Here is an 18,926-nt window from a genome sequence, read left to right as displayed (position 1 = left end):
TCTTTTAACATTTTGAATTTGTAAGTTTTTTTGTTTTTTGTCGGAAATTGTCACGGCGGAATTTAAAGAAAAGCAATTGACTTTTTACCCATTGAAAAGTAAATAATTTGCATATTTAATTGCCATTTTGTGATCCGGCAAGGTGTTTAGGAAGTAATATATCAGAAAACTATAGCCTTTCGTCTGCCCCGGTACTTTACGCCGGGCGTCAGTCCTTTCAAGGCCTTAATTAACGAGAATGCGGTTAATAAAAAAAATGGATCAAAAACAAAGTTCCAGATATGCCGAAGCAGGTGTTGATATTGATAAGGGAAATCAATTTATCTCAAATATCAAGCCGTTGGTGGCTGCAACCTTCAGACGGGGAGTTTTGACTGATATTGGTGGGTTTGGAGGGTTGTTTGCTATCGGTGGAGACCGTTTCAGCGATCCGGTGTTGGTGTCATCCACGGACGGTGTCGGGACAAAATTAAAGATAGCCGGTCTCTGCAATGTTCATGATACCATCGGCATCGATCTGGTTGCCATGTGTGTTAACGATATTATCGTTTCCGGAGCTCAACCGCTTTTTTTTCTTGATTATTTTGCCATCGGCAAACTTGAGCTGGATGTGGCGACAGACGTTGTCAGGGGCATCGCCAAGGGGTGTGAGATCGCAAAATGTTCATTGATCGGCGGCGAGACCGCTGAGATGCCGGGGCTGTACAATGCCGGCGATTATGATCTGGCAGGCTTCGTGGTTGGCATTGCCGAACGCGACAAGATTATTGACGGATCGGAAATAAAGGTGGGCGACAAGCTTGTCGGCCTTGCTTCCAGCGGTATCCACAGTAACGGCTATTCCCTGGTGCGGAAAATTTGTTTTGAAGAGCTGGGCCTGTCGGTCACGGATTATGTCAAGGAACTTGGCGGCACCTTGGGTGAGGAATTATTGAAGCCGACACGTATCTATGTCGAGCCGCTGCTTAACCTTTTTCGAAATTTCAAGGTGCGGGGCTTGGTGCATATCACCGGCGGCGGTTTTATCGATAATATTCCCCGAGTGTTGCCCAAGGGAACCAAGGCCTGCATCCAGAAGGAAAGCTGGCCGATTCTGCCGATTTTTCAATTCTTGCAGAAAAAAGGTAAAATATCGTCTGAGGAGATGTTTCGCACTTTCAACTGCGGTATCGGCATGGTGCTTGTTGTTGATTCACGCATCGTGGATGATGTTTCGCAACAGTTGATAGCCCTTGGGGAATCTCCGTATCTTATCGGAGAGATTGCCGTCAAAAACGAAGATGAAGAGTCCGTCGTGTTTGTTGACTGATACGGTTTAGATCATTTGCTTCAATTCGGCAAAAGGTGAATCGAGGAATATCCCCTCGGTTCGCCTTTTTTTTTGATGTAAGGTCGGAAGATTGTGTACACTGATTTTATTTGAAATACGCAAAAAAGGATATTGTATTCACTTCCCCTTTGTTGTCGAGGAAAGGTACTATGAAAAAATCCGGATCCGGTCCCGCGGCATTTTATGTCAGTGTCGTCCTGCTGTGTTGTATCCTCATCTTTGGTGTATGGGCGGTCTTTTCTCTTGCCGGATACGAAAGAAAGAGGGACCTGAACAGTTGGATGCTGACTCTTGGCGTTATGGCGGACAGCCGTGCAAATTCCGTTCATCAGTGGGCCGACGGCAGGTTTGCAACATTGCGGGAACTCGCCGATAACGGTTCCTTGCAGCTTTATGTGCAACAGCTTGTTGAGCGACCGGAGGAAAATCGCACGGCGGAACCGGTAGAGCTTTCCTACCTGCGGAATCTGCTGGTTGCCACCGCCCAGCGCGGCGGTTTTGAAAGTCGACAGGGTGGGGCGCCTTTGGTTCAAGCAAATGTCGCCTTTCACGCGGATAACGGGATAGTCATCTTTTCTCCGGACAGCCGGATCGTCACTGCAACCCCAGGTGTGACCCTCCCTGATCCCAGCCTTAAAAAAGCTGTTCGTGAAGTTGTTGCCGGCGGCAAACAATTGTTTTTCGGCATGCACCTCAATGCCAACAATCAGCCGGTGGCCGGGTTTCTCGTGCCGATTTTTGCTCTCCAGAAACAAAGTGACCGGCAGCAGCCGATAGCGGTTCTTTATGGTTTCCAAAATGCCGTGGATTCGCTTTTCCCTCTGTTGAGCAATGCCGGATTTTCCACCGAGACAACAGAGGCCTTGCTCGTGCGCCAAGAGAATGACCTGATTCTCTATCTGTCTCCTCTCGCCGATAACACCCCTGCGCTGAAACGGTCGCTGTCCGCCGATACGGAGCATCTCATTTCCGCCCATGCCGTGCAACATCCCGGCCAGTTCGGCAGCGGCAGTGATTATGCCGGCAAGGAATGCCTTTTCACCAGTCGTAAACTGGATATGCTGGGCTGGACTCTTGTCCAGAAGATATCCACGGCAGAGGCGCTGGCGGAATCCAACACGCATCAACGTTTTCTGCTTGTTACCCTGCTCATGGCCCTGCTTGTCGGCGCCAGTCTGATGGTGGCTGCCTGGTGGCACGGCACCAGTATCAGGGAAAGAAAGGCTGCCGGGGAACTGTCCGTCAAGTCCGGTCAGCTTGAGGCGCAAACGATACTGTTGAATGCCATTAATGACAACATGACGGATTACGTTATGCTGCTGGACCACGAAAAACAGCTCATTTTCGCCAATCGTGCCTTGGCGGAAAAGTTGAGCCTTTCTCCCGTCGGGCTCCAGGGAAAGGGGTTGCGCAATGTTTTCGGACCGGAAAATTTCAGGCAGCTTGAAATTTTTATTTCGGAGACGGAGAGTTCCGGCAAGGTGGTAACCGGCGAGGTGGATCTGTCGTTTGGGGAGGATCTGCTCGTTTTTCAGGTTTGCTGTTTGCAGATCCGTTACGAACATGACGGTCGGCCGGCAACTCTTCTCACTTTGAACGATGTGACCATCCTGCGGGAGGCGCAAATCCGGAAAGAACGGCTCATGCAGCAGATCATTGCCGCTTTGATGCGGGCCATTGATCTCCACGACCCACACTCGGCCAACCATTCCGGTAAAACGGCACAGGTGGCGGAGGGAATAGCTCTGGCGATGGGTCTTGATAGTGTGTCGGTGACAACCCTCAAGGTAGCCGCCAACCTTTGCAATCTCGGCAAGCTCTCCATTCCCAGGGAACTTCTTTTGAAGACTTCGCCGTTGACGGATGAGGAACAGGATATATTGCGCCGGGAGACTCTTTATGCGACGGAAATATTGGCTGACATCGATTTCGATGGTCCGGTGCAGCAAACCATTGCCCAGAAGAATGAGCTCCTTGACGGGGCCGGCTATCCCAATTCGCTGCAGGGTGATGAAATTATTCTGACTGCTCGCATTCTTTCGGCAGCCAATAGTTTCGTGGCAATGATAAGTCCGAGGGCCTACAGGGAGAAACTCACTATCACGGATGCCCTTGATCAACTTCTGCGTCTTGCCGGGGAAAAATATGACAGAAAGGTGATTGCAGCGCTTGCCCATGTAATAGAAAATAAACTCATTGGAGATTTTGACGCATGATACGCTGCTTTTTTGTGGCCATTTAGCCGGATTTACATTCCGGGCAGGTGCAGCCACCATTTTTTTTCATTTATGGAATACAGTGGAAGATAATGGACAATGGCTTTGTGGGAAACGACTTGCTGCGTCTGGTTGTCAAGAATGAGGACGTCGTTGTTGTACTCGACCCCGAGAACGGCATGGGCAACACGCAGATTCGTATCCTGCAGGATGACGATACGTATGCTGTCCATGTCGAAACCAAGCCAGCGGAGGGAAAAAAACTTGGTTATCGCATAATCTTCACAATCGCCGCCGTTATACAGAAATTCCTTGGCAATGGCCCAGTAATCTTCTTTCCCGTAATTGGCCATATCAAGAATATATGTTTTTTGATTGGCATACAGATTAACTTCGCTAATCTGCTCCAGAAGAGGCTTGGTCTTGATCGTTTCGAGAAACTGGAGCCAGTTCTTTAAATGACAGCGGTTAAAGAAGGAATCCGTGCAGTTCCCTTCAGGGACATCCTCGATAAGGTGGCGTTCAAGTACGGTAAGCCACTGGGGAAGATAATGCAGGGTATCTTGCGGTTCCGAGGTGTAGCCGAAAAGAGAAGAAAAACTTGAAGCGCCATAAGCGATTGACTGGAAATTAAAGACAAAAGCGAAGATGAAGAGATATCCGACCAGATATCTTCGCGGTGTTGATTTGCCGGACAAGGCACGGCAAAGCGGATTTTGCCGGGTCGCCGGGATGTTGCTGGTTGTCGTGGCGTGTGAGGGGATTGTCATGAGGCAATATAATGTCAGGGAAGTGGGAGGGTGAAGCTGAATGTGGTTCCTTTTTGTTCCCGGTTTTCTTCAAGCCGGATCTCCCCCCCATGGCTTTCAACCAGTTGCTTGACGATTGCCAGGCCAAGTCCGGTGCCGTTTTCCCGGGTGGTGAAAAAAGGTTCAAAGATTCGTTCTCTATGTTTCTGAGCTATCCCCGGACCGGTATCCGTAATGTGGAGGAGGGTTTTTTCCTGTTCATCCTCGCTTATTTCTTCGGCTGACACCGTCATGATGCCACCGGTTTGTTCCATGGCATTGCGCGCGTTTTCCATCAGATTGAGGAAAATCTGTTTTATCTGCCGGGCATCTCCCCAGCAGTCAAGATTTTCAGGGATTTTCGTTTGCACATGAAATCGTTCGCCCCAATCTTTTTTCTGTTGCAGCAGGTCGCGGGCTTCCTCGACAATGCCGCGCAGGGAAATCCAGCTTTTTTCCGGCGTGGCTGGTTTGGAGAATTGGAGAAATTCACTGATCGTTCCTTCAAGGCGATCGCATTCCCGGACGATAATATTCATCAGGCTCTTGGATGGAGTCCCCGGTTCAAAATCGTTTTCAAGCACTTGGGCCGCTCCTGAAATGGCGGCCAGAGGGTTCCGGAATTCATGGGCGATGCCCGCCGCCATCTCGCCGATGGCCGCCATTTTTTCTGACTGGCGCACCTGTTCTTCCATCTTTTTTATCACGCTGAGATCCTGCATGGTATAGACCCGGCAATTGGTGCAGTCACCGGGCATATTGAGCCGTGTCCAGGAGTATCCCACCGGAATTTTGTCTCCCCCCTTTTTTTTCAGATAGGTCATGGGGCGAAGAGTGTCGGTTTTTTCGGTTGTCAGTTCCGGAAATATGCGATCAAAACTTCTACTGAGAACATCCATGGCCCCATAACCTGTTATGATACCGGCGGAACGGTTAAAGGAGGAAATGCGTCCATTTGAATCAACGGTGATGATGCCGGTGGCGATATCGTCAAAGATCTGTTTGTACAGCAAGGCAAGTCTGTCGAGATCGCGAGATGCCTTTGAAAGTTGGGCTTCGGCTCGGTAAAGCCGTTCGGAAAGCATGGAACTCAGGATTGCCACCAGAAAAAAACTGATGCCGCGGATGGAAAAAAAGTGCATGGCCAGCCTGATACTGGTGACAGGGGAAGATCCGCTGCGCAGAAGGGGATCTGTGTGGCCGAGATATTCCAAGGCGATGATTGCGCCGTAACTGCAGGTTGACAACGCCGCCAGCAGCAGAGCCCCACGGCGGAAAAGGATCATGGCGCTGCTGATGATGGGGAGAAAATAGATAACGGTGAAGATGGATTCGCTGCCGCCCGTAAAAAAAACAAGACAACTGGTCAGACCACAGTCAATGGTGATCTGGAAATAGGCAAAACGGCGATAGCAGGAAATGAACTTGAGGAGCAGGGCGGAGATGATGGTAAAAAGGTACGTTCCGACCAAAAACCAGATGATATGGATAATCGGCGGCAGAACGATGTCATGTTCCTTGTTCTGGAGCAGCACGGTGAGGCCGAGGAGTATGCTCAGAATGACAACCCGGAGAAAAAGAACCCAGTGCAGTTGATTTTTCAGATGATAATCAGCCTCGGTTGCGGTGCTGGAAAAAGAACGTAATTTTTTCAATATCATGAGAGTGGCTTGTGCTTTGTCCGGTGGCGGGGATCAGGCCGCGTCGACCTGGTGAAGCATGGTTCTTTTTCTGTTTCGGGAGAAATAATGGAGCCGTGGTTTACTGGATATCATATTTTTTCACCTTGTAGCGCATGGAACGAAAACTGATTTTCAGGAGATCCGCGGCCTTCATTTTCGAGTTGCCCGCTTTTTTCAGGGCGAGTTCGATCATTTTTTTTTCGAATTTGCTCGTTACCTGTTCAAGGCCGAGGTCATAAAGCTCTTCTTCGCCGGCCAGGGCAAAAAGCGTATCTCCGTTTTCAGGGACAGGTGCGGAGAGAGGTTCAATCCGGCGCTGGGAAGATAATGTCAGGCTTTCCGGCAGGATGATGTTTGATGTGGAAAGAGCGACTCCCCGTTCGATAATGTTTTCAAGTTCCCTGACATTGCCCGGGAAATCATAGTTCATCAGCACCTCCATGGCATAGGAGGAAAGCTGCTGGACATCTTTCTCAAATGTTTTTGAGTATTTTTTCAGGAAATAGTCCACCAGCAGAGGGACATCGCCTTTTCTTTCCCGCAGGGGAGGCATGCGGAGAGGGACAACCGCCAGACGGTAAAAGAGATCCTCCCTGAACCGTTTTTCCAGGATTTCCTGCTCCAGGTCGCGATTTGTCGCCGAAATGATGCGGACATTGACCTTGATTGTTTTGGTGTCGCCCACCCGTTTGAATTCCCTTTCCTGAAGCACGCGCAGCAGCTTGGTTTGCACAAGGGGGGTCAGTTCGCCGATTTCGTCGAGAAAGGCGCTGCCGTTGTTGGCCAGCTCAAAAAGACCTATCTTGTTGGCATTGGCGCCGGTAAAAGACCCCTTGACATGACCGAACAGTTCACTTTCAAAAAGTGATTCCGGGATGGCATTGCAGGTGATCGGCACGAAGTTGTTGTCTGCCGCCTTGCTTTTTTGATGGATGGCTTGGGCCACCAGCTCTTTGCCCGTGCCCGATTCGCCGACAATGAGCACATTGGCATGGGTGGGGGCGATTCGATCAATCTGGTCGAAGATTTTTTTCATTTCCGCGCTTTCCCCGATAATATTGGGAAAGGAAGAAGGCGTATCCTTTTTGCCGGCCGCGATATTTGGCGAACCTGCTATGGATGAATGGATGATGGATTTGATTTCATCGAGCTTGAACGGTTTGGTGATATAGTCGTAGGCCCCGTGTTTCATGGCCTGCACCGCGTCCTCGGGCGAGGCGAAGGCGGTTATCATGACAAAAGGAAGATCACTGTGCTTTTTTTTCACATGCTCAAGCAGTTCAAGGCCCCCCATCCCCGGCATCCTGATATCGGAAATGACAAGGTCGAATTCCTGAGTATCAATGATTTTCAGGGCTTTTTCACCGTCCTGGGCGGTTACCGCTTGATGCCCTTCTTTTTCCAGAAGGATTTTCAGGAACTCGCGCATGCTGAGTTCGTCATCAACAACAAGTATTGTGGACATGATCTATTAATGGTATTTTTTAAAAAATTTTGTCGGCCTCCGGGGACTCTTTTCGGACGATGTCAAGAAGCAGCTTTCCGTCCGGGCCGACATCAACCCAAATCGTAGCAGTTTTTATTGACTCTTACAAGCACGAGAAGTTGCGCATCCTTCCGCCATGGCGAAAAATCTTATTCTTATCGGCGCAATACTGATCATAGTCGGGCTGTTGTGGCCCTGGCTGAGCAAATTTCCCGTCGGACGACTGCCGGGTGATATTGTCGTGCGCCGGGGAGGCTTCAGTTTTTATTTTCCCCTGGCCACCTCAATTGTCATCAGTGTTGTTGTCTCCCTGATCCTGTCGATCTTCCGCAAGTGACCGGTCCAGCAGCGACGTGATATAGCGATCGAGCTCGGCAAAGGTTTTCATTGCGTAAATCGTGTTGCGGATAGTGGTTCCGTGCCGCATTCCCTTGAAATATTTGCCGGCGTAATTTCGTATCTTTCCCAGGGCGTGTGCCGGTTTGGTAAAGAGGGCGATGAGTTCCAGGTGGCGCTTGACTGCCAGCAGGCGGACACCGGGCGAGGAGGGCATCTCTTCCGGACTGAAGATCCACGGGCGCCCGAGGGCGGCCCGGCCGATCATCACGCCGTCGCAACCGGTTGCTTCCATCATGGCAATTCCCTCGGCATGGGAATGGATATCCCCGTTGCCGATCACCGGAATGCCAACGCTGTTTTTGACGCGTTCAATGATTTTCCAGTCCACGCTGCCGGAAAAACCGTCGCTCCATGTTCTGGCATGGATGGTGACCGCCGCCGCTCCCGCTTCTTCGGCCATTCGGGCAAAATCCGGTGCCGTGATGGATTGATGGGTCCAGCCTGAACGGAATTTCACCGTGACCGGCTTGTCGGTATTGCCGACCACGGCCCGGATGATCTCGCCGGCCAGTTCCGGTGTTTTCATCAGGGCGCATCCGGCTCCTTTTTTCACGACCTTGCGGACCGGACACCCCATATTGATATCAATGCAGTCAATGGGGAGTTTCGCGATCATGGCCGTTGCCCGGGCCATGACATCGGTTTCCGCGCCGAACAGCTGCATGACCACCGGCCTTTCGTCGGCCGCGGTTTGCAGCATCTCCCATGTTTTCTGCTGTTCGTATGTCAGGCCGTGGCAGCTGATCATCTCCGAAAAGACGAGTCCGGCCCCATATTCCCGGCAAAGCAGGCGAAAGGGCAGATCGGTGTAACCGGCCAGGGGCGCAAGAATAAAGGGATTTTCAAGAGTTATGTTGCCGATTTGCAATGGGCGAAATTTCATGGATTTTCTGCTGGAGAGTTGGTCGAGAACATAGTAATATGGCTGTCTTTGTAAAATTGTAACACGTGACGGTCGCGCAGGAACCTGCACTGTAACGAACCTTTTGACCGCCGGCAACCAATAAACCAGTCAACAGTCCAACTGGAGATGTCATGACATTGAAATTAAACCCGAATAACGATCAATTGTCCACGAAAGAGCTGCAAGAGCTTGCGGAGATGAGAAAACGATGCGCCCGGCGCATTCTGCTGTCAACCAGTCTGGCTGCTTCGGGCCATCCCGGCGGATCGCTTTCGTCGCTGGATCTGCTGCTCGTCACTTACGGCATGATGAATCATAAGCCGCGGGAACCGCGTTGGGACGGCAGAGACAGGGTCGTGATGAGCATAGGCCATATTTCCCCGGGTGTCTATAGTGTTCTCTCCGAGTACGGTTATTTCAGCGAGGAAGAATTTCTCGCCGGTTTCAGGCGTGCTGGGTCCGGTTTTCCCGGTCATGTGGAAAAGATCGTCCCCGGCGTTGAATGGGATACCGGCAATCTCGGCCAGGGATTGTCAACCGCCGTGGGCATGGCCATGGCCATGAAGCTTAAGGGATCCGGCAGCAAGGTTTTTGTCTTCATGGGTGATGGTGATCTGCAGAAAGGGCAGGCCGCCGAGGCAATGCGATTTGCCCATAAGTATAAACTTGATAATCTGATCGGCATAGTCGACCGGAATCACCTGCAGATCTGCGGCAGCACGGAAGAGGTCATGCCGAGTGATATTCCCGGCCTGTTTGCCTCCTGCGGCTGGAATGTCGACAATCTTGACGACGGTCATGATTGCCGGAAGGTTTTTGCGAAGCTTGCCGGGATCTATAACGGCAACGGTGCAAAAGAGCGACCCACCGTCATTATTGCTAAAACCACCATGGGCAAGGGAGTTTCCTTTATGGAGAACCTGGCCAAATATCATGGCTCCCCTCTGAAGCAGGAGCAGCTCGATGCGGCATGCGCCGAACTGGGGGTGGTGAATGATTCCGCCAAATGGGCGGAACTGCGACAACAACCCGTTTCTGCCGCAACGCGCCTGGCCGACACGGTTTGCTATCCGCGGATTGAAGCCGGCAAAGCCGTGGTTTACGATGCAGGAACCAGAACGGATTGCCGTTCAGCTTACGGCACCGCGCTGTATGAGCTCGCCAGGTTAAACAATGTGCCGGGGAAAGCCCCGAAAATCGTCGGCATCTCCTGCGACCTGGAAGGGTCGGTAAAAATGGGGGATTTTCACAAACATATGCCCGAGGCCTTTCTCGAAGCCGGTATTCAGGAGCATCACGCCGCCACCATGGCAGGAGCCATCAGCCGGGAGGAGATGGCAACCTTTTTCAGCACCTTTGGCGTCTTTGCCGTTTCCGAGGTCTATAACCAGAACCGGCTTAATGATATCAACCACACCAATGTCAAGGTGGTGGCCACCCATCTCGGTCTTGACGTCGGAGAGGACGGCCCCACCCACCAGGGTATCGATTATATCGGCCTGATGCGCAATTATTTCGGGTTTAACGTTTTTCTTCCCGCTGATCCCAACCAGACGGACCATATCGTCCGTCATGCAGCCGTCAGTCCCGGCAATTGTTTTGTCGGCATGGGCCGCTCGAAGATGAATATGATCACAAATGAGGCCGGCACCCCGTTCTTCGGAGCTGATTATGTTTTTACTCCGGGCCGTGGCGACTGGGTGCGCCGGGGCGATAAAGGCACCATTATTTCCTATGGCGCCTTGAGTAATTATGTCATGGATGCCTGGCGGAAATTGCGGGATGAAGGGATATCGGTGTCCGTACTGCTGATGGCTTCCATTGTTCCCCTTGACCGGCAAAGCGTGCTGGAAGCCGCTAAAAACGGGCCTGTCCTCACTGTGGAAGACCATCATGTCGATACCGGTCTCGGCGCCATGATCGGCACGCTTCTGGCTGATGAAGGGCTGGTCTGCGGATTAAAGAGGCTGGGTGTCACCCATTACGGTTCTTCCGGGAAACCTGCCGATCTTTATGCCGAACAGGGGCTTGACGCGGCAGGGATTGTCAGATCCTTTAAGCAGCTGTTGTAGGAAAAAGCATTTTTTCACAATAAAAGAGCAAAAAAAAGCGCCGGCTCAATGTTCTTGAGTCGGCGCTTTTTTTTTGAGAGCATCAGTCACTGGTCTCTGTTTTTGCTGGAAAATCCATTTTCATGCCGGGCTCGTCTTTGTGGGAAAATCTGTAAGAAAGCTGGACGTACATGTTTTCCGCGATATGTTCGGCGATTTCCTGCAATGACTCCCGTTTGTTCCTTTCGGTTGTCGCCGCATTCTTGTTTGCCCTGAAAGATTCTTGCCACTTGCGTTCATCGGCCTGCAGGAAGACTTTTCCTGTTTTTCGGTCAATCATTTTGAAACTGAAAAGTACTTCCGCTCTCAGTTCAACCGCCCTGTCCCATTCGCCGTAGGAAAGCCCCGGATAACGGACCGAATCAACCCTGCCGTCAAGGATGTAGTCAGCCTGTTCCTTGCTTTGCGCCATGGTGATAAAGGAAGATTTTTTCATCCAGCGAAACAGGGCCTGCTTGATTTCCGCTTGATACCCCAATTCACTGGTCTGGTTGTCCCACATATCCACATAAATGGAAATACCGTTTCCCGTGTTTCCTTGCCCCTCGCTCATCATTTTTACATAGGGATGGGTATAGCCGCAGGCAGACAGAAGAAAAATGACGGACAGGAGGAGAACCGAATTGATTGCTGCTCTCATGTTGTAACCCTTTGAACCTGTAGGTACGCGGAAATCGTTCAGGAAACGACGATATTAATCAGTTTGTTTCTGACGACAATGATCTTGCGAATTGTTTTGTTATCGATAAACTTCAGCACCTTATCATCCGCCAGGGTTTTTTCCTTCAAAAGATCTTCATCACAGTCCGCGGCGACTTGCAGCTTGCTGCGAACCTTCCCGTTAATCTGGACCACGAGAGTAATTTCGTCTTCCTTGGCTGCATTTTCGTCAAAGAGCGGCCAGGGCGTTGTGGAAAGCACCGTGTCGTGGCCGGTGCGTTGCCACAGCTCCTCGCAGAAATGGGGCACCATTGGGGAGAGCAGAACAACAATTGCCTCCACGGCCTCTTTGATGACAGCGTCTGCCGGCCATTGGCGGGAATTTTCTCCGGTAAGGGCATAGAGGGTATTGGTCAGTTCCATGACCGCGCTGATTGCCGTGTTGAAATGAAATTTGCCGTCGATGTCGCTGCTCACCTTGCTGATTGTCTGGTGGGTCTTGCGGTGCAGTTCGCGGCTCGGTCCCTCGATGTTTTCCGGGATTTCGGCGGTTGTTCGGCGCAGCATGTCAAGATTATCAGCGACAAAGCGGTGTACCCTGTTTAAAAAACGATAGGCTCCCTCAACTCCCTGATCGCTCCACTCCAGATCCTTTTCCGGCGGCGCGGCAAACAGGCTGAAGAGCCTGACGGTGTCGGCGCCGTATTTTTTGATGAGGGTGTCGGGGTCGACAACATTGCCCTTTGATTTGGACATCTTGGTGCCGTCCTTGATGACCATGCCCTGGGTCAGCAGATTGGTGAAGGGTTCGTCAATGGAAAGGTACCCGAGATCCCGCATGACCTTGGTGAAGAAGCGGGCATAAAGGAGATGCAGGATGGCGTGTTCGACCCCGCCGATATACTGGTCAACGGGCAGCCAGTAATCAACCGATTCCTTGTGCAGCGGTCCCTGAACATAATCCGGGCAGGCATATCGGGCGTAATACCATGATGATTCGACAAAGGTATCCATGGTGTCGGTTTCGCGCCTGCCGGGTCCGCCGCATGCCGGACAGGTGGTTTTGTAAAAGCTTTCCAGGTCATGCAGGGGGGATTTGCCCGATTTTTCGATAATGACATCAGCGGGAAGGGTGACGGGAAGATCATTTTCCGGCACCGGCTGCACGCCGCAACGCTCACAGTAAATCATGGGGATCGGCGCTCCCCAGTAACGCTGCCTGGAAATACCCCAGTCCCGCAATCGGTAGGTTGTCCGGGGCTTGCCGAACCCCCTGTTTTGAGCGGTTTCGGTTATTTTTACCTTGGCATCCGACGAAGAGAGCCCGTTGAATGCGGCTGAATTGACGAGATTTCCCGGGCCTTCGTGGGCGGCTTCCATGGTCTCGGCGTGAAGTTCTTCACCCTCGGGCTGAATAACCACCATGATCGGCAGTTTATATTGACGGGCGAATTCAAAGTCACGCTGGTCATGGGCCGGAACAGCCATGACGGCGCCGGTGCCGTATTCGGCCAGGACGAAATTGGCCGCATAAATGGGCAGCCTGTCCCCGGTGAAGGGATTTAGCGCGTATCGACCGGTAAAGACACCTTCCTTGGCAAGTTCATCCTCCGGGTTCTGCCGCTGTCTGTCAATGCGGGTTTTAACGGCAAAAGCGGCGACGGCATCTTCCATGCCTGTTCCCTGGACCAGTTCCGGGATTAATTTGTGGTCAGGGGCAATGGACATGAAGGTCGCACCATGAATTGTGTCGGGACGGGTGGTGAAAATGGTCAGTTTTTTGTCCATCCCCTCAATGGTGAAATCAATTTCGGCCCCGATGCTTTTGCCGATCCAGTTGCGCTGCATGGTCAAAACTTTTTCCGGCCAGCCTTTGAGATGGTCGCATTCAGCGAGAAGCTCCTCGGCATAATCGGTTATTTTAAAAAACCAGCCGTTCATTTCCCGCGGCAGGACGCTTTCGTCACAGCGCCAGCAACAGCCGTCGATAACCTGTTCATTGGCAAGCACCGTCTGGCAGGTTTCGCACCAGTTGACCGTGGTTACCCTGGGGTAGACAAGACCTTTCCGGTAAAGCCGGATGAAAAAGAGCTGTTCCCAGCGATAATAATCCGGGGAACAGGTTGCCAGTTCACGGTCCCAGTCGTAACTGAGTCCCATGCCCTGCAGCTGACCTTTCATATACTCGATGTTTTCATAGGTCCATTTGGCCGGATGGGTGGCGTGTTTGATGGCCGCATTTTCGGCGGGCAGGCCAAATGCATCCCAGCCCATGGGATGCAGGACATTGTAACCCTGCATTCTTTTGAAACGGGCAACCACGTCGCCGATGGTGTAATTGCGAACATGGCCCATGTGGATGCGGCCGGAAGGATAGGGAAACATCTCCAGCAGATAATATTTCTTTTTCCCGGCATCATGGGAGACTTTAAAGGATTTTTCGGAAAGCCATTTCATCTGCCATTTCTTTTCAATAGCGGCAAAATCATATATGTTCGTATTCATAATTTTTATACTTGCTCTTTGGTGGATAATTTACGCAGTCGGTCCCGGCATGTGAGGTGCCAGGTTCTCAAAGCTGGTGTATTTGCCGAGGAACGCCAGTTCCACGGTGCCGGTCGGACCGTTTCGCTGTTTGCCGATAATCAGTTCGGCAATACCTCGCTTCGGGTTGTCTTCCGCTTTGTTGTAAACCTCATCACGGTAAATAAAGCAAATGACGTCGGCATCCTGTTCAATGGCGCCTGATTCACGCAGGTCGGAAAGCTGGGGGCGTTTGTTCGGTCTGCTTTCCAGACTTCGATTAAGCTGGGAAAGGGCAATGACCGGGATGCTTAACTCTTTGGCCATGGCCTTCAGCGAACGGGAAATTTCGCTGATTTCCTGTTCACGGCTGTCCGCCCGGCCGCGCATGAGCTGCAGATAGTCAACGACAACCAGGCCGATGTCATATTCGGCTTTCAGTCTTCGTGCCTTTGCCCTCATTTCCAGAACGGAAAGGGCAGGGGTATCGTCGATGAAAATATTTGCGCCGGAAAGTTCACCGGCGGCGCGGGTCAGTTTCGGCCAGTCATTATCCCTGATGAAACCGGTACGCAGGTCGTTGGAGTCGACCTTGCTCAGTGAACAGAGGAGTCGGAGGCCGAGCTGCGCCTTGGACATTTCCAGGCTGAAGACGCCAACCCCGGTGCCGTGATGCAAAGCGGTATTCTGGACGATATTCATGGCCAGGGCTGTTTTCCCCATGCTTGGCCTGCCGGCAAGGATGATCAGGTCGGAAGGCTGCAGTCCGGCGGTCATTTTGTCGAACTGGTCATAACCGGTGGGGACGCCGGTTATCATTTCTTTCCGTTCGGCAAGGGTCGTCACCCTTTCAAATGCCTGGGTAATAATTTTGTTTAAGGGCTCAAAGGTTGAGCTGCCCTTGTCCCGGGCGATTTCAAAAACCGTCTGCTCCACTTCGTCCAGCAGCTTTTCAATGTCATCCTGTTCTTCGTAACAGCGACCGGCAATGTCCGTTGTCGTTGCGATGAGCTGTCGTAAAATCGATTTCTCACGGACTATCTTGGAATAATAAACGACATTGGATGCCAGGGGGACAAGGTCGGTCAGGGAAGCCAGATAGGCGGGACCGCCGCTTTCGGCGAGACTGTTGGATGTTTTCAGGTAATTTGTGACGGTAATGAGGTCCTGCGGCTCGTTTTTTTCAAAAAGAGCCAGCATTGCCTTGAAAATAAGCTTGTTGCCTTGAAAATAGAAATCGTCCGGACGGAGAAAGTCAATGATTTTTGCCAGAATCCCTTGCTGCTGCAAGACAGCTCCCAAGACACATTGCTCCGCCTCTCTGTTGTGAGGCGGAATCCGGTGGCTTGCTGAAAGAGATTGCTGTGGTATCATCTTAAATAGTATTCAACGCTGTTGACAAAAAACTCCGGATGAAAGAATTGCGAAATGCAGAGGTGAGTAACTTTTCAGCGGCGCGACAAGGCTCCGAAAAAGCCCGAATCATGCTTCCGGGCTTTTTCGGTCAGTAAAAAATTATTCCGCGATGGACAGGGGAACAATCTCAACCTTGATTTCAGTGGTCATCTGGTAGCCGGTCTTGCAGGGGACCATGGTCACGCCAAGGGTTTTGATCGGTTCATCGAGAACGATTTTACGTTTATCGATGACAATGCCGACCTCGGCAAGCTTCTGGGCAATATCCGCAGAGGTAACGGATCCGTAAAGCTTGTTTTCCTCGCCGACACGCTGCTCGATGACAACGGTGGCACCGCCGATTTTCTTGGAAAGCTCTTCCGCTGCCTGGCGTTCTTTTTCCTTGCGGGCCTTGATGACGCTCATTTCCTGCTCAAGAATGGCAAGGTTTGCTTTGTTGGCCAGTACGGCCATGCCGTGGGGAACGAGATAATTGCGCCCATAACCGGGCTTAACCTTTACAATATCACCTTCCTGGCCCAAGGTATCAATCGTTTTTTTGAGTATTAATTCCATTTTTCTACCTTTTATTTAAGATGGAACGTTACGTGCCTGGAAAAATCAGGTTGTTTCATTCCTTGATTTACGTAAATCAAACCACACATCGATCAGACCGGCGATAGCGAGAAATATGATACCGTAAGCCTGAATCAGTATAAGCGCGTAAACAAAAAATCTGAATGCCCAGGGAACCGCCCACCTGTTAAACAGGTTTGACAGGACGGCCAGCCCCTGGAAAAAATAAAGAATACCGGAAATCAGCACTCCGTTCAAACAGATTTTATTTAACGCCGGCATCGGCAGCATAAGGCCGATGCCGGAGAGAATAACGACCCAGACCAGCTGATCCGGGAGTTTCCATTGACCATACGGCGGCCAATGACTCAGGTGCATATTTTTCTTTTTTATCAGCATGTCGCCCAGCATCATATTGATCCATACCGTACAAAGTATGGTGATAATAATGATTGCCGGAAAAATTACCGGAATAACGGTTCGGATTCTGCTGAAGGCGGATTCAATCTGCGTCAGGGTGTCGGCCGAAATCTCCGAACTCTGCTGATACGATTTGAATGTTTCGGTTAAGGAAATATCAATTGTATCAAGAATCTGCCTGTAAGGATGCACGTGTTCAATCATCCCGTACAGAAACGCCCCGATAAACCAGACAAACGCAAGGGCTATGCTTCCCGTCATGCCGGCACGAAGAACCGAATGTTCCTGCCGCACCGACCTGGCCAGCACAAAGGCCAGGGGGAGAAAAGACAATGATATGATAAAACCGGGCAAGGCGCTGATGACAATGCAACCGATGCCCGCAGCGACTAATGCCTTTGACAGCAACGCTATACCGTCTTTTTCTCCGCAAATGACAAGGATGTAAAAGACTGGAAGGGGAATAAAGGTCCTCATCCAGCCCAACTCCTCTGACATGGCAGGAAGAAACAACAGCGCCGTTACAAGGAATACCCTTAACAGCTCTTTGGGGAAGTCTGTTCCTGCCATACCATATTTAGATATGGGAGCCGGTATACGGCAACAGGGCAATCTGACGCGCCCGCTTTATCGCTTCCGTCAGTTCGCGCTGATGTTTGGCGCAGTTCCCGTATATGCGGCGGGGAATTATTTTGCCCCTTTCCGTAAGGAAGTTGCGCAGGGTTTTGACATCCTTATAATCTATGACAAGTTCTTTATCCGCACAAAAGCGGCAGACTTTACGCCGATGGAATATTTTTTTCTTTCTCATGATTGCCTCTTTTGTGTTGTTTATTCGTCTTCGTCTGATTCAGCTTCATCCGCATCGTCATGGGCACGGGCGGTCAAGGATGATTTTACGGCCTTGTTGGGATCATACACTTCCTGGAGCTTGATCGTCATGAATTTCAAAACGTTGTCGTCGATCTTGAAGATACGTTCCATTTCCGCCACCGCTGAGGGGACCGCGGCATACTCGGTGTAAATATAGTAGCCCTGCTGTTCCTTGTTGATCGGATAAGCGAGTTTCTTCAGGCCCCAATTATCAACGGTGATAATAGTGCCCGCTTCTTTTTCGATGATTTCAGCCGTTTTCTGGCTGATCGAGTTAAGTACATCCTCCCCGACGCCGGGGTGGATGATAGATATGGTCTCATATCTACGCATTCGGTCCTCCTTGTGGACTTTTGGCCCTCTTCCGTTGCCTCTGTCAGAGAGCAAGGAAAGACTTGTTGACCGCCGGTTTCCCTGTGAAACCGGCAAAAATAAGACGAAACAATTAACATGATTTGCGGAGCGATGTCAATTGAAAAAGGCTTGGTACGTCACGGTGGGAAAGGAGGTTATTGCTCCTTGCCGGGTTCGTCGTCGCGCTCTTTTGCTTTGTGCCAATAGGAAAGCAGGGACTCAGGATCAAGGGATTCCAAAATTCGGGTATCATTGTTGATAATTTCCTCCATGGATTTGAAGCGCCGCACAAATTTATTTGTCGCGCCATGAAGGCATTCCTCGGCTGCCAGGTCAAATTTGCCGGCAATGTGCGTCAGGAGGAGAAGGAGACCGCCCAGTTCCTGTTTGATGCGGTTTTTGTCTGCTGCGGCGATGGCGTTGAGCAGTCCCTGTTGTTCCTCGTCGAATTTGGCGGTAATGCCGGCCATGTCCGGCCAGTCGAACCCCCTGCGACTGACTCGCGCGGTGACCCGTTGCGCCCGAATCAGGGCCGGCAGGGATTTGGGGAGGTCCAGTTCGTTTTCCAGGCTCTTTTTGTCATGTTTTTCCTTTTCCTTTACCTTGCCCCAGTTCCTTCTCATATCTTCATAGGAATCAAAGGTTCGGCCGGCAAAAACATGGGGGTGTCGACGTATCATTTTGTCGATGATGGATTGGAGCACTTCGCTGATGGTGAAGTGCTCCTGTTCTTCAAACAAATGGTTGATGAAGCCGATCTGGAAGAACATATCGCCCAGTTCTTCCCGCACCTGCATGGGGTCGTCCCCGTCGAGCGCCTCGGAAAGTTCGTGGGTTTCTTCGATGAGATAGGGCTTGAAGGACTGGACCGTCTGCTTCCGGTCCCAGGGACAACCGCCTGGTGCGCGCAGACGGTCGATTAAATCGAGCAGTTCGGCAAATTTGTCGGCCGCTTGGCTGTTTTTTTTCATATTGTGTCAATTTTCCTTCACTTTTTTTTGTGATTTAGGTAAGAGTAAAGTGTTTGATAAAATTGTAAACAAGATGGACTCATAAAAGGTCGCTGATTTCTTCGATGATCTCGCCGCAACGGCGGACCATCTTGCGTCTCATGCCTTGAAGTCGGCCAGCCTTCTTCTTGTCTGTGTGCGTTGCATCCTATCGTAATCCTGAATTTTTGCAAGTCTATCAAATTAATACTGTACAGAA

General features: G+C 51.0%; 16 protein-coding genes. 4 read left to right on the top strand and 12 right to left on the bottom strand.

Annotated elements, in window-relative coordinates:
• The first annotated feature begins 256 nt into the window (after positions 1–256).
• Positions 257–1,309, top strand: coding sequence for a phosphoribosylformylglycinamidine cyclo-ligase (locus BM485_01030; protein ID OKY76913.1), 1,053 nt, complete (start codon positions 257–259; stop codon positions 1,307–1,309).
• 170 nt (positions 1,310–1,479) lie between these two features.
• Positions 1,480–3,546 carry a hypothetical protein gene (locus BM485_01025; GenBank protein ID OKY76692.1) on the top strand — a complete coding sequence of 689 codons (2,067 nt, stop codon included), beginning with the start codon at positions 1,480–1,482 and terminating at the stop codon, positions 3,544–3,546.
• Positions 3,547–3,578: 32 nt separating this feature from the next.
• Here the strand turns inward: BM485_01025 and BM485_01020 are convergent, their stop codons facing one another.
• From BM485_01020 to BM485_01010, 3 genes are all read right to left on the bottom strand, one after another.
• Complete coding sequence (locus tag BM485_01020) at positions 3,579–4,196, bottom strand: hypothetical protein (GenBank protein OKY76912.1); 618 nt, start codon at positions 4,194–4,196, stop codon at positions 3,579–3,581.
• A gap of 134 nt (positions 4,197–4,330) precedes the next feature.
• The gene (locus BM485_01015) at positions 4,331–5,995 is read right to left on the bottom strand and encodes a hypothetical protein (protein OKY76691.1); all 1,665 of its coding nucleotides are present in this window, start codon (positions 5,993–5,995) and stop codon (positions 4,331–4,333) included.
• A 100-nt stretch (positions 5,996–6,095) separates the two neighbouring features.
• Entirely contained in the window at positions 6,096–7,484 is a 1,389-nt protein-coding gene (locus tag BM485_01010; protein ID OKY76690.1) for a Fis family transcriptional regulator, read from the bottom strand.
• Between the two features lie 154 nt (positions 7,485–7,638).
• Between BM485_01010 and BM485_01005 the strand changes: the two genes are divergently transcribed.
• Positions 7,639–7,839 (top strand): hypothetical protein, encoded by a 201-nt coding sequence (locus BM485_01005; protein OKY76689.1) that lies wholly within the window; start codon positions 7,639–7,641, stop codon positions 7,837–7,839.
• Here BM485_01005 and BM485_01000 read toward each other — a convergent pair.
• The gene (locus BM485_01000) at positions 7,786–8,784 is read right to left on the bottom strand and encodes a tRNA dihydrouridine synthase DusB (protein ID OKY76688.1); all 999 of its coding nucleotides are present in this window, start codon (positions 8,782–8,784) and stop codon (positions 7,786–7,788) included. The two genes, BM485_01005 and BM485_01000, sit on opposite strands and share 54 nt — an antisense overlap.
• A 152-nt stretch (positions 8,785–8,936) precedes the next feature.
• Here BM485_01000 and BM485_00995 point away from each other — a divergent pair, with 152 nt between their 5' ends.
• A complete protein-coding gene (locus BM485_00995; GenBank protein ID OKY76687.1) occupies positions 8,937–10,877 on the top strand; it encodes a transketolase in 1,941 nt (646 codons plus the stop codon).
• Between the two features lie 82 nt (positions 10,878–10,959).
• Here BM485_00995 and BM485_00990 read toward each other — a convergent pair whose 3' ends face one another.
• From BM485_00990 to BM485_00955, 8 genes are all read right to left on the bottom strand, one after another.
• Positions 10,960–11,556 carry a hypothetical protein gene (locus tag BM485_00990; protein ID OKY76686.1) on the bottom strand — a complete coding sequence of 199 codons (597 nt, stop codon included), beginning with the start codon at positions 11,554–11,556 and terminating at the stop codon, positions 10,960–10,962.
• Positions 11,557–11,594: 38 nt separating this feature from the next.
• Positions 11,595–14,081 (bottom strand): leucine--tRNA ligase, encoded by a 2,487-nt coding sequence (locus tag BM485_00985; GenBank protein OKY76685.1) that lies wholly within the window; start codon positions 14,079–14,081, stop codon positions 11,595–11,597.
• A gap of 30 nt (positions 14,082–14,111) precedes the next feature.
• Positions 14,112–15,473 (bottom strand): replicative DNA helicase, encoded by a 1,362-nt coding sequence (locus BM485_00980; GenBank protein ID OKY76684.1) that lies wholly within the window; start codon positions 15,471–15,473, stop codon positions 14,112–14,114.
• 141 nt (positions 15,474–15,614) lie between these two features.
• Positions 15,615–16,070, bottom strand: a complete 456-nt coding sequence (locus BM485_00975; protein OKY76683.1) for a 50S ribosomal protein L9 — start codon at positions 16,068–16,070, stop codon at positions 15,615–15,617.
• Positions 16,071–16,115: 45 nt separating this feature from the next.
• A complete protein-coding gene (locus tag BM485_00970; GenBank protein OKY76682.1) occupies positions 16,116–16,967 on the bottom strand; it encodes a hypothetical protein in 852 nt (283 codons plus the stop codon).
• 100 nt (positions 16,968–17,067) lie between these two features.
• Positions 17,068–17,301: a 30S ribosomal protein S18 gene (locus BM485_00965; protein ID OKY76681.1), complete on the bottom strand. Its 234-nt coding sequence runs from the start codon at positions 17,299–17,301 to the stop codon at positions 17,068–17,070.
• A 20-nt stretch (positions 17,302–17,321) separates the two neighbouring features.
• Positions 17,322–17,696 (bottom strand): 30S ribosomal protein S6, encoded by a 375-nt coding sequence (locus tag BM485_00960; GenBank protein OKY76680.1) that lies wholly within the window; start codon positions 17,694–17,696, stop codon positions 17,322–17,324.
• 176 nt (positions 17,697–17,872) lie between these two features.
• The gene (locus BM485_00955) at positions 17,873–18,688 is read right to left on the bottom strand and encodes a hypothetical protein (protein ID OKY76679.1); all 816 of its coding nucleotides are present in this window, start codon (positions 18,686–18,688) and stop codon (positions 17,873–17,875) included.
• Positions 18,689–18,926: the final 238 nt, after the last annotated feature.

The sequence above is a fragment of the Desulfobulbaceae bacterium DB1 genome, assembly GCA_001914235.1.
GTDB lineage: Bacteria > Desulfobacterota > Desulfobulbia > Desulfobulbales > SURF-16 > DB1.
The sequence above is the reverse complement of the archived record's forward strand: the minus strand, read 5'-3'. Positions and strand labels throughout refer to the sequence as shown.

Bases quoted from the DNA above. Each gene is read 5' to 3' on its own strand.
- BM485_01000 (OKY76688.1), bottom strand. From the start codon at position 8,784: ATGAAATTTCGCCCATTGCAAATCGGCAACATAACTCTTGAAAATCCC.
- BM485_00955 (OKY76679.1), bottom strand. From the start codon at position 18,688: ATGAAAAAAAACAGCCAAGCGGCCGACAAATTTGCCGAACTGCTCGAT.
- BM485_00980 (OKY76684.1), bottom strand. From the start codon at position 15,473: ATGATACCACAGCAATCTCTTTCAGCAAGCCACCGGATTCCGCCTCAC.
- BM485_00965 (OKY76681.1), bottom strand. From the start codon at position 17,301: ATGAGAAAGAAAAAAATATTCCATCGGCGTAAAGTCTGCCGCTTTTGT.
- BM485_00995 (OKY76687.1), top strand. From the start codon at position 8,937: ATGACATTGAAATTAAACCCGAATAACGATCAATTGTCCACGAAAGAG.
- BM485_01015 (OKY76691.1), bottom strand. From the start codon at position 5,995: ATGATATTGAAAAAATTACGTTCTTTTTCCAGCACCGCAACCGAGGCT.
- BM485_00975 (OKY76683.1), bottom strand. From the start codon at position 16,070: ATGGAATTAATACTCAAAAAAACGATTGATACCTTGGGCCAGGAAGGT.
- BM485_00990 (OKY76686.1), bottom strand. From the start codon at position 11,556: ATGAGAGCAGCAATCAATTCGGTTCTCCTCCTGTCCGTCATTTTTCTT.
- BM485_01025 (OKY76692.1), top strand. From the start codon at position 1,480: ATGAAAAAATCCGGATCCGGTCCCGCGGCATTTTATGTCAGTGTCGTC.
- BM485_00985 (OKY76685.1), bottom strand. From the start codon at position 14,081: ATGAATACGAACATATATGATTTTGCCGCTATTGAAAAGAAATGGCAG.
- BM485_01030 (OKY76913.1), top strand. From the start codon at position 257: ATGGATCAAAAACAAAGTTCCAGATATGCCGAAGCAGGTGTTGATATT.
- BM485_00960 (OKY76680.1), bottom strand. From the start codon at position 17,696: ATGCGTAGATATGAGACCATATCTATCATCCACCCCGGCGTCGGGGAG.
- BM485_01005 (OKY76689.1), top strand. From the start codon at position 7,639: ATGGCGAAAAATCTTATTCTTATCGGCGCAATACTGATCATAGTCGGG.
- BM485_00970 (OKY76682.1), bottom strand. From the start codon at position 16,967: ATGAGGACCTTTATTCCCCTTCCAGTCTTTTACATCCTTGTCATTTGC.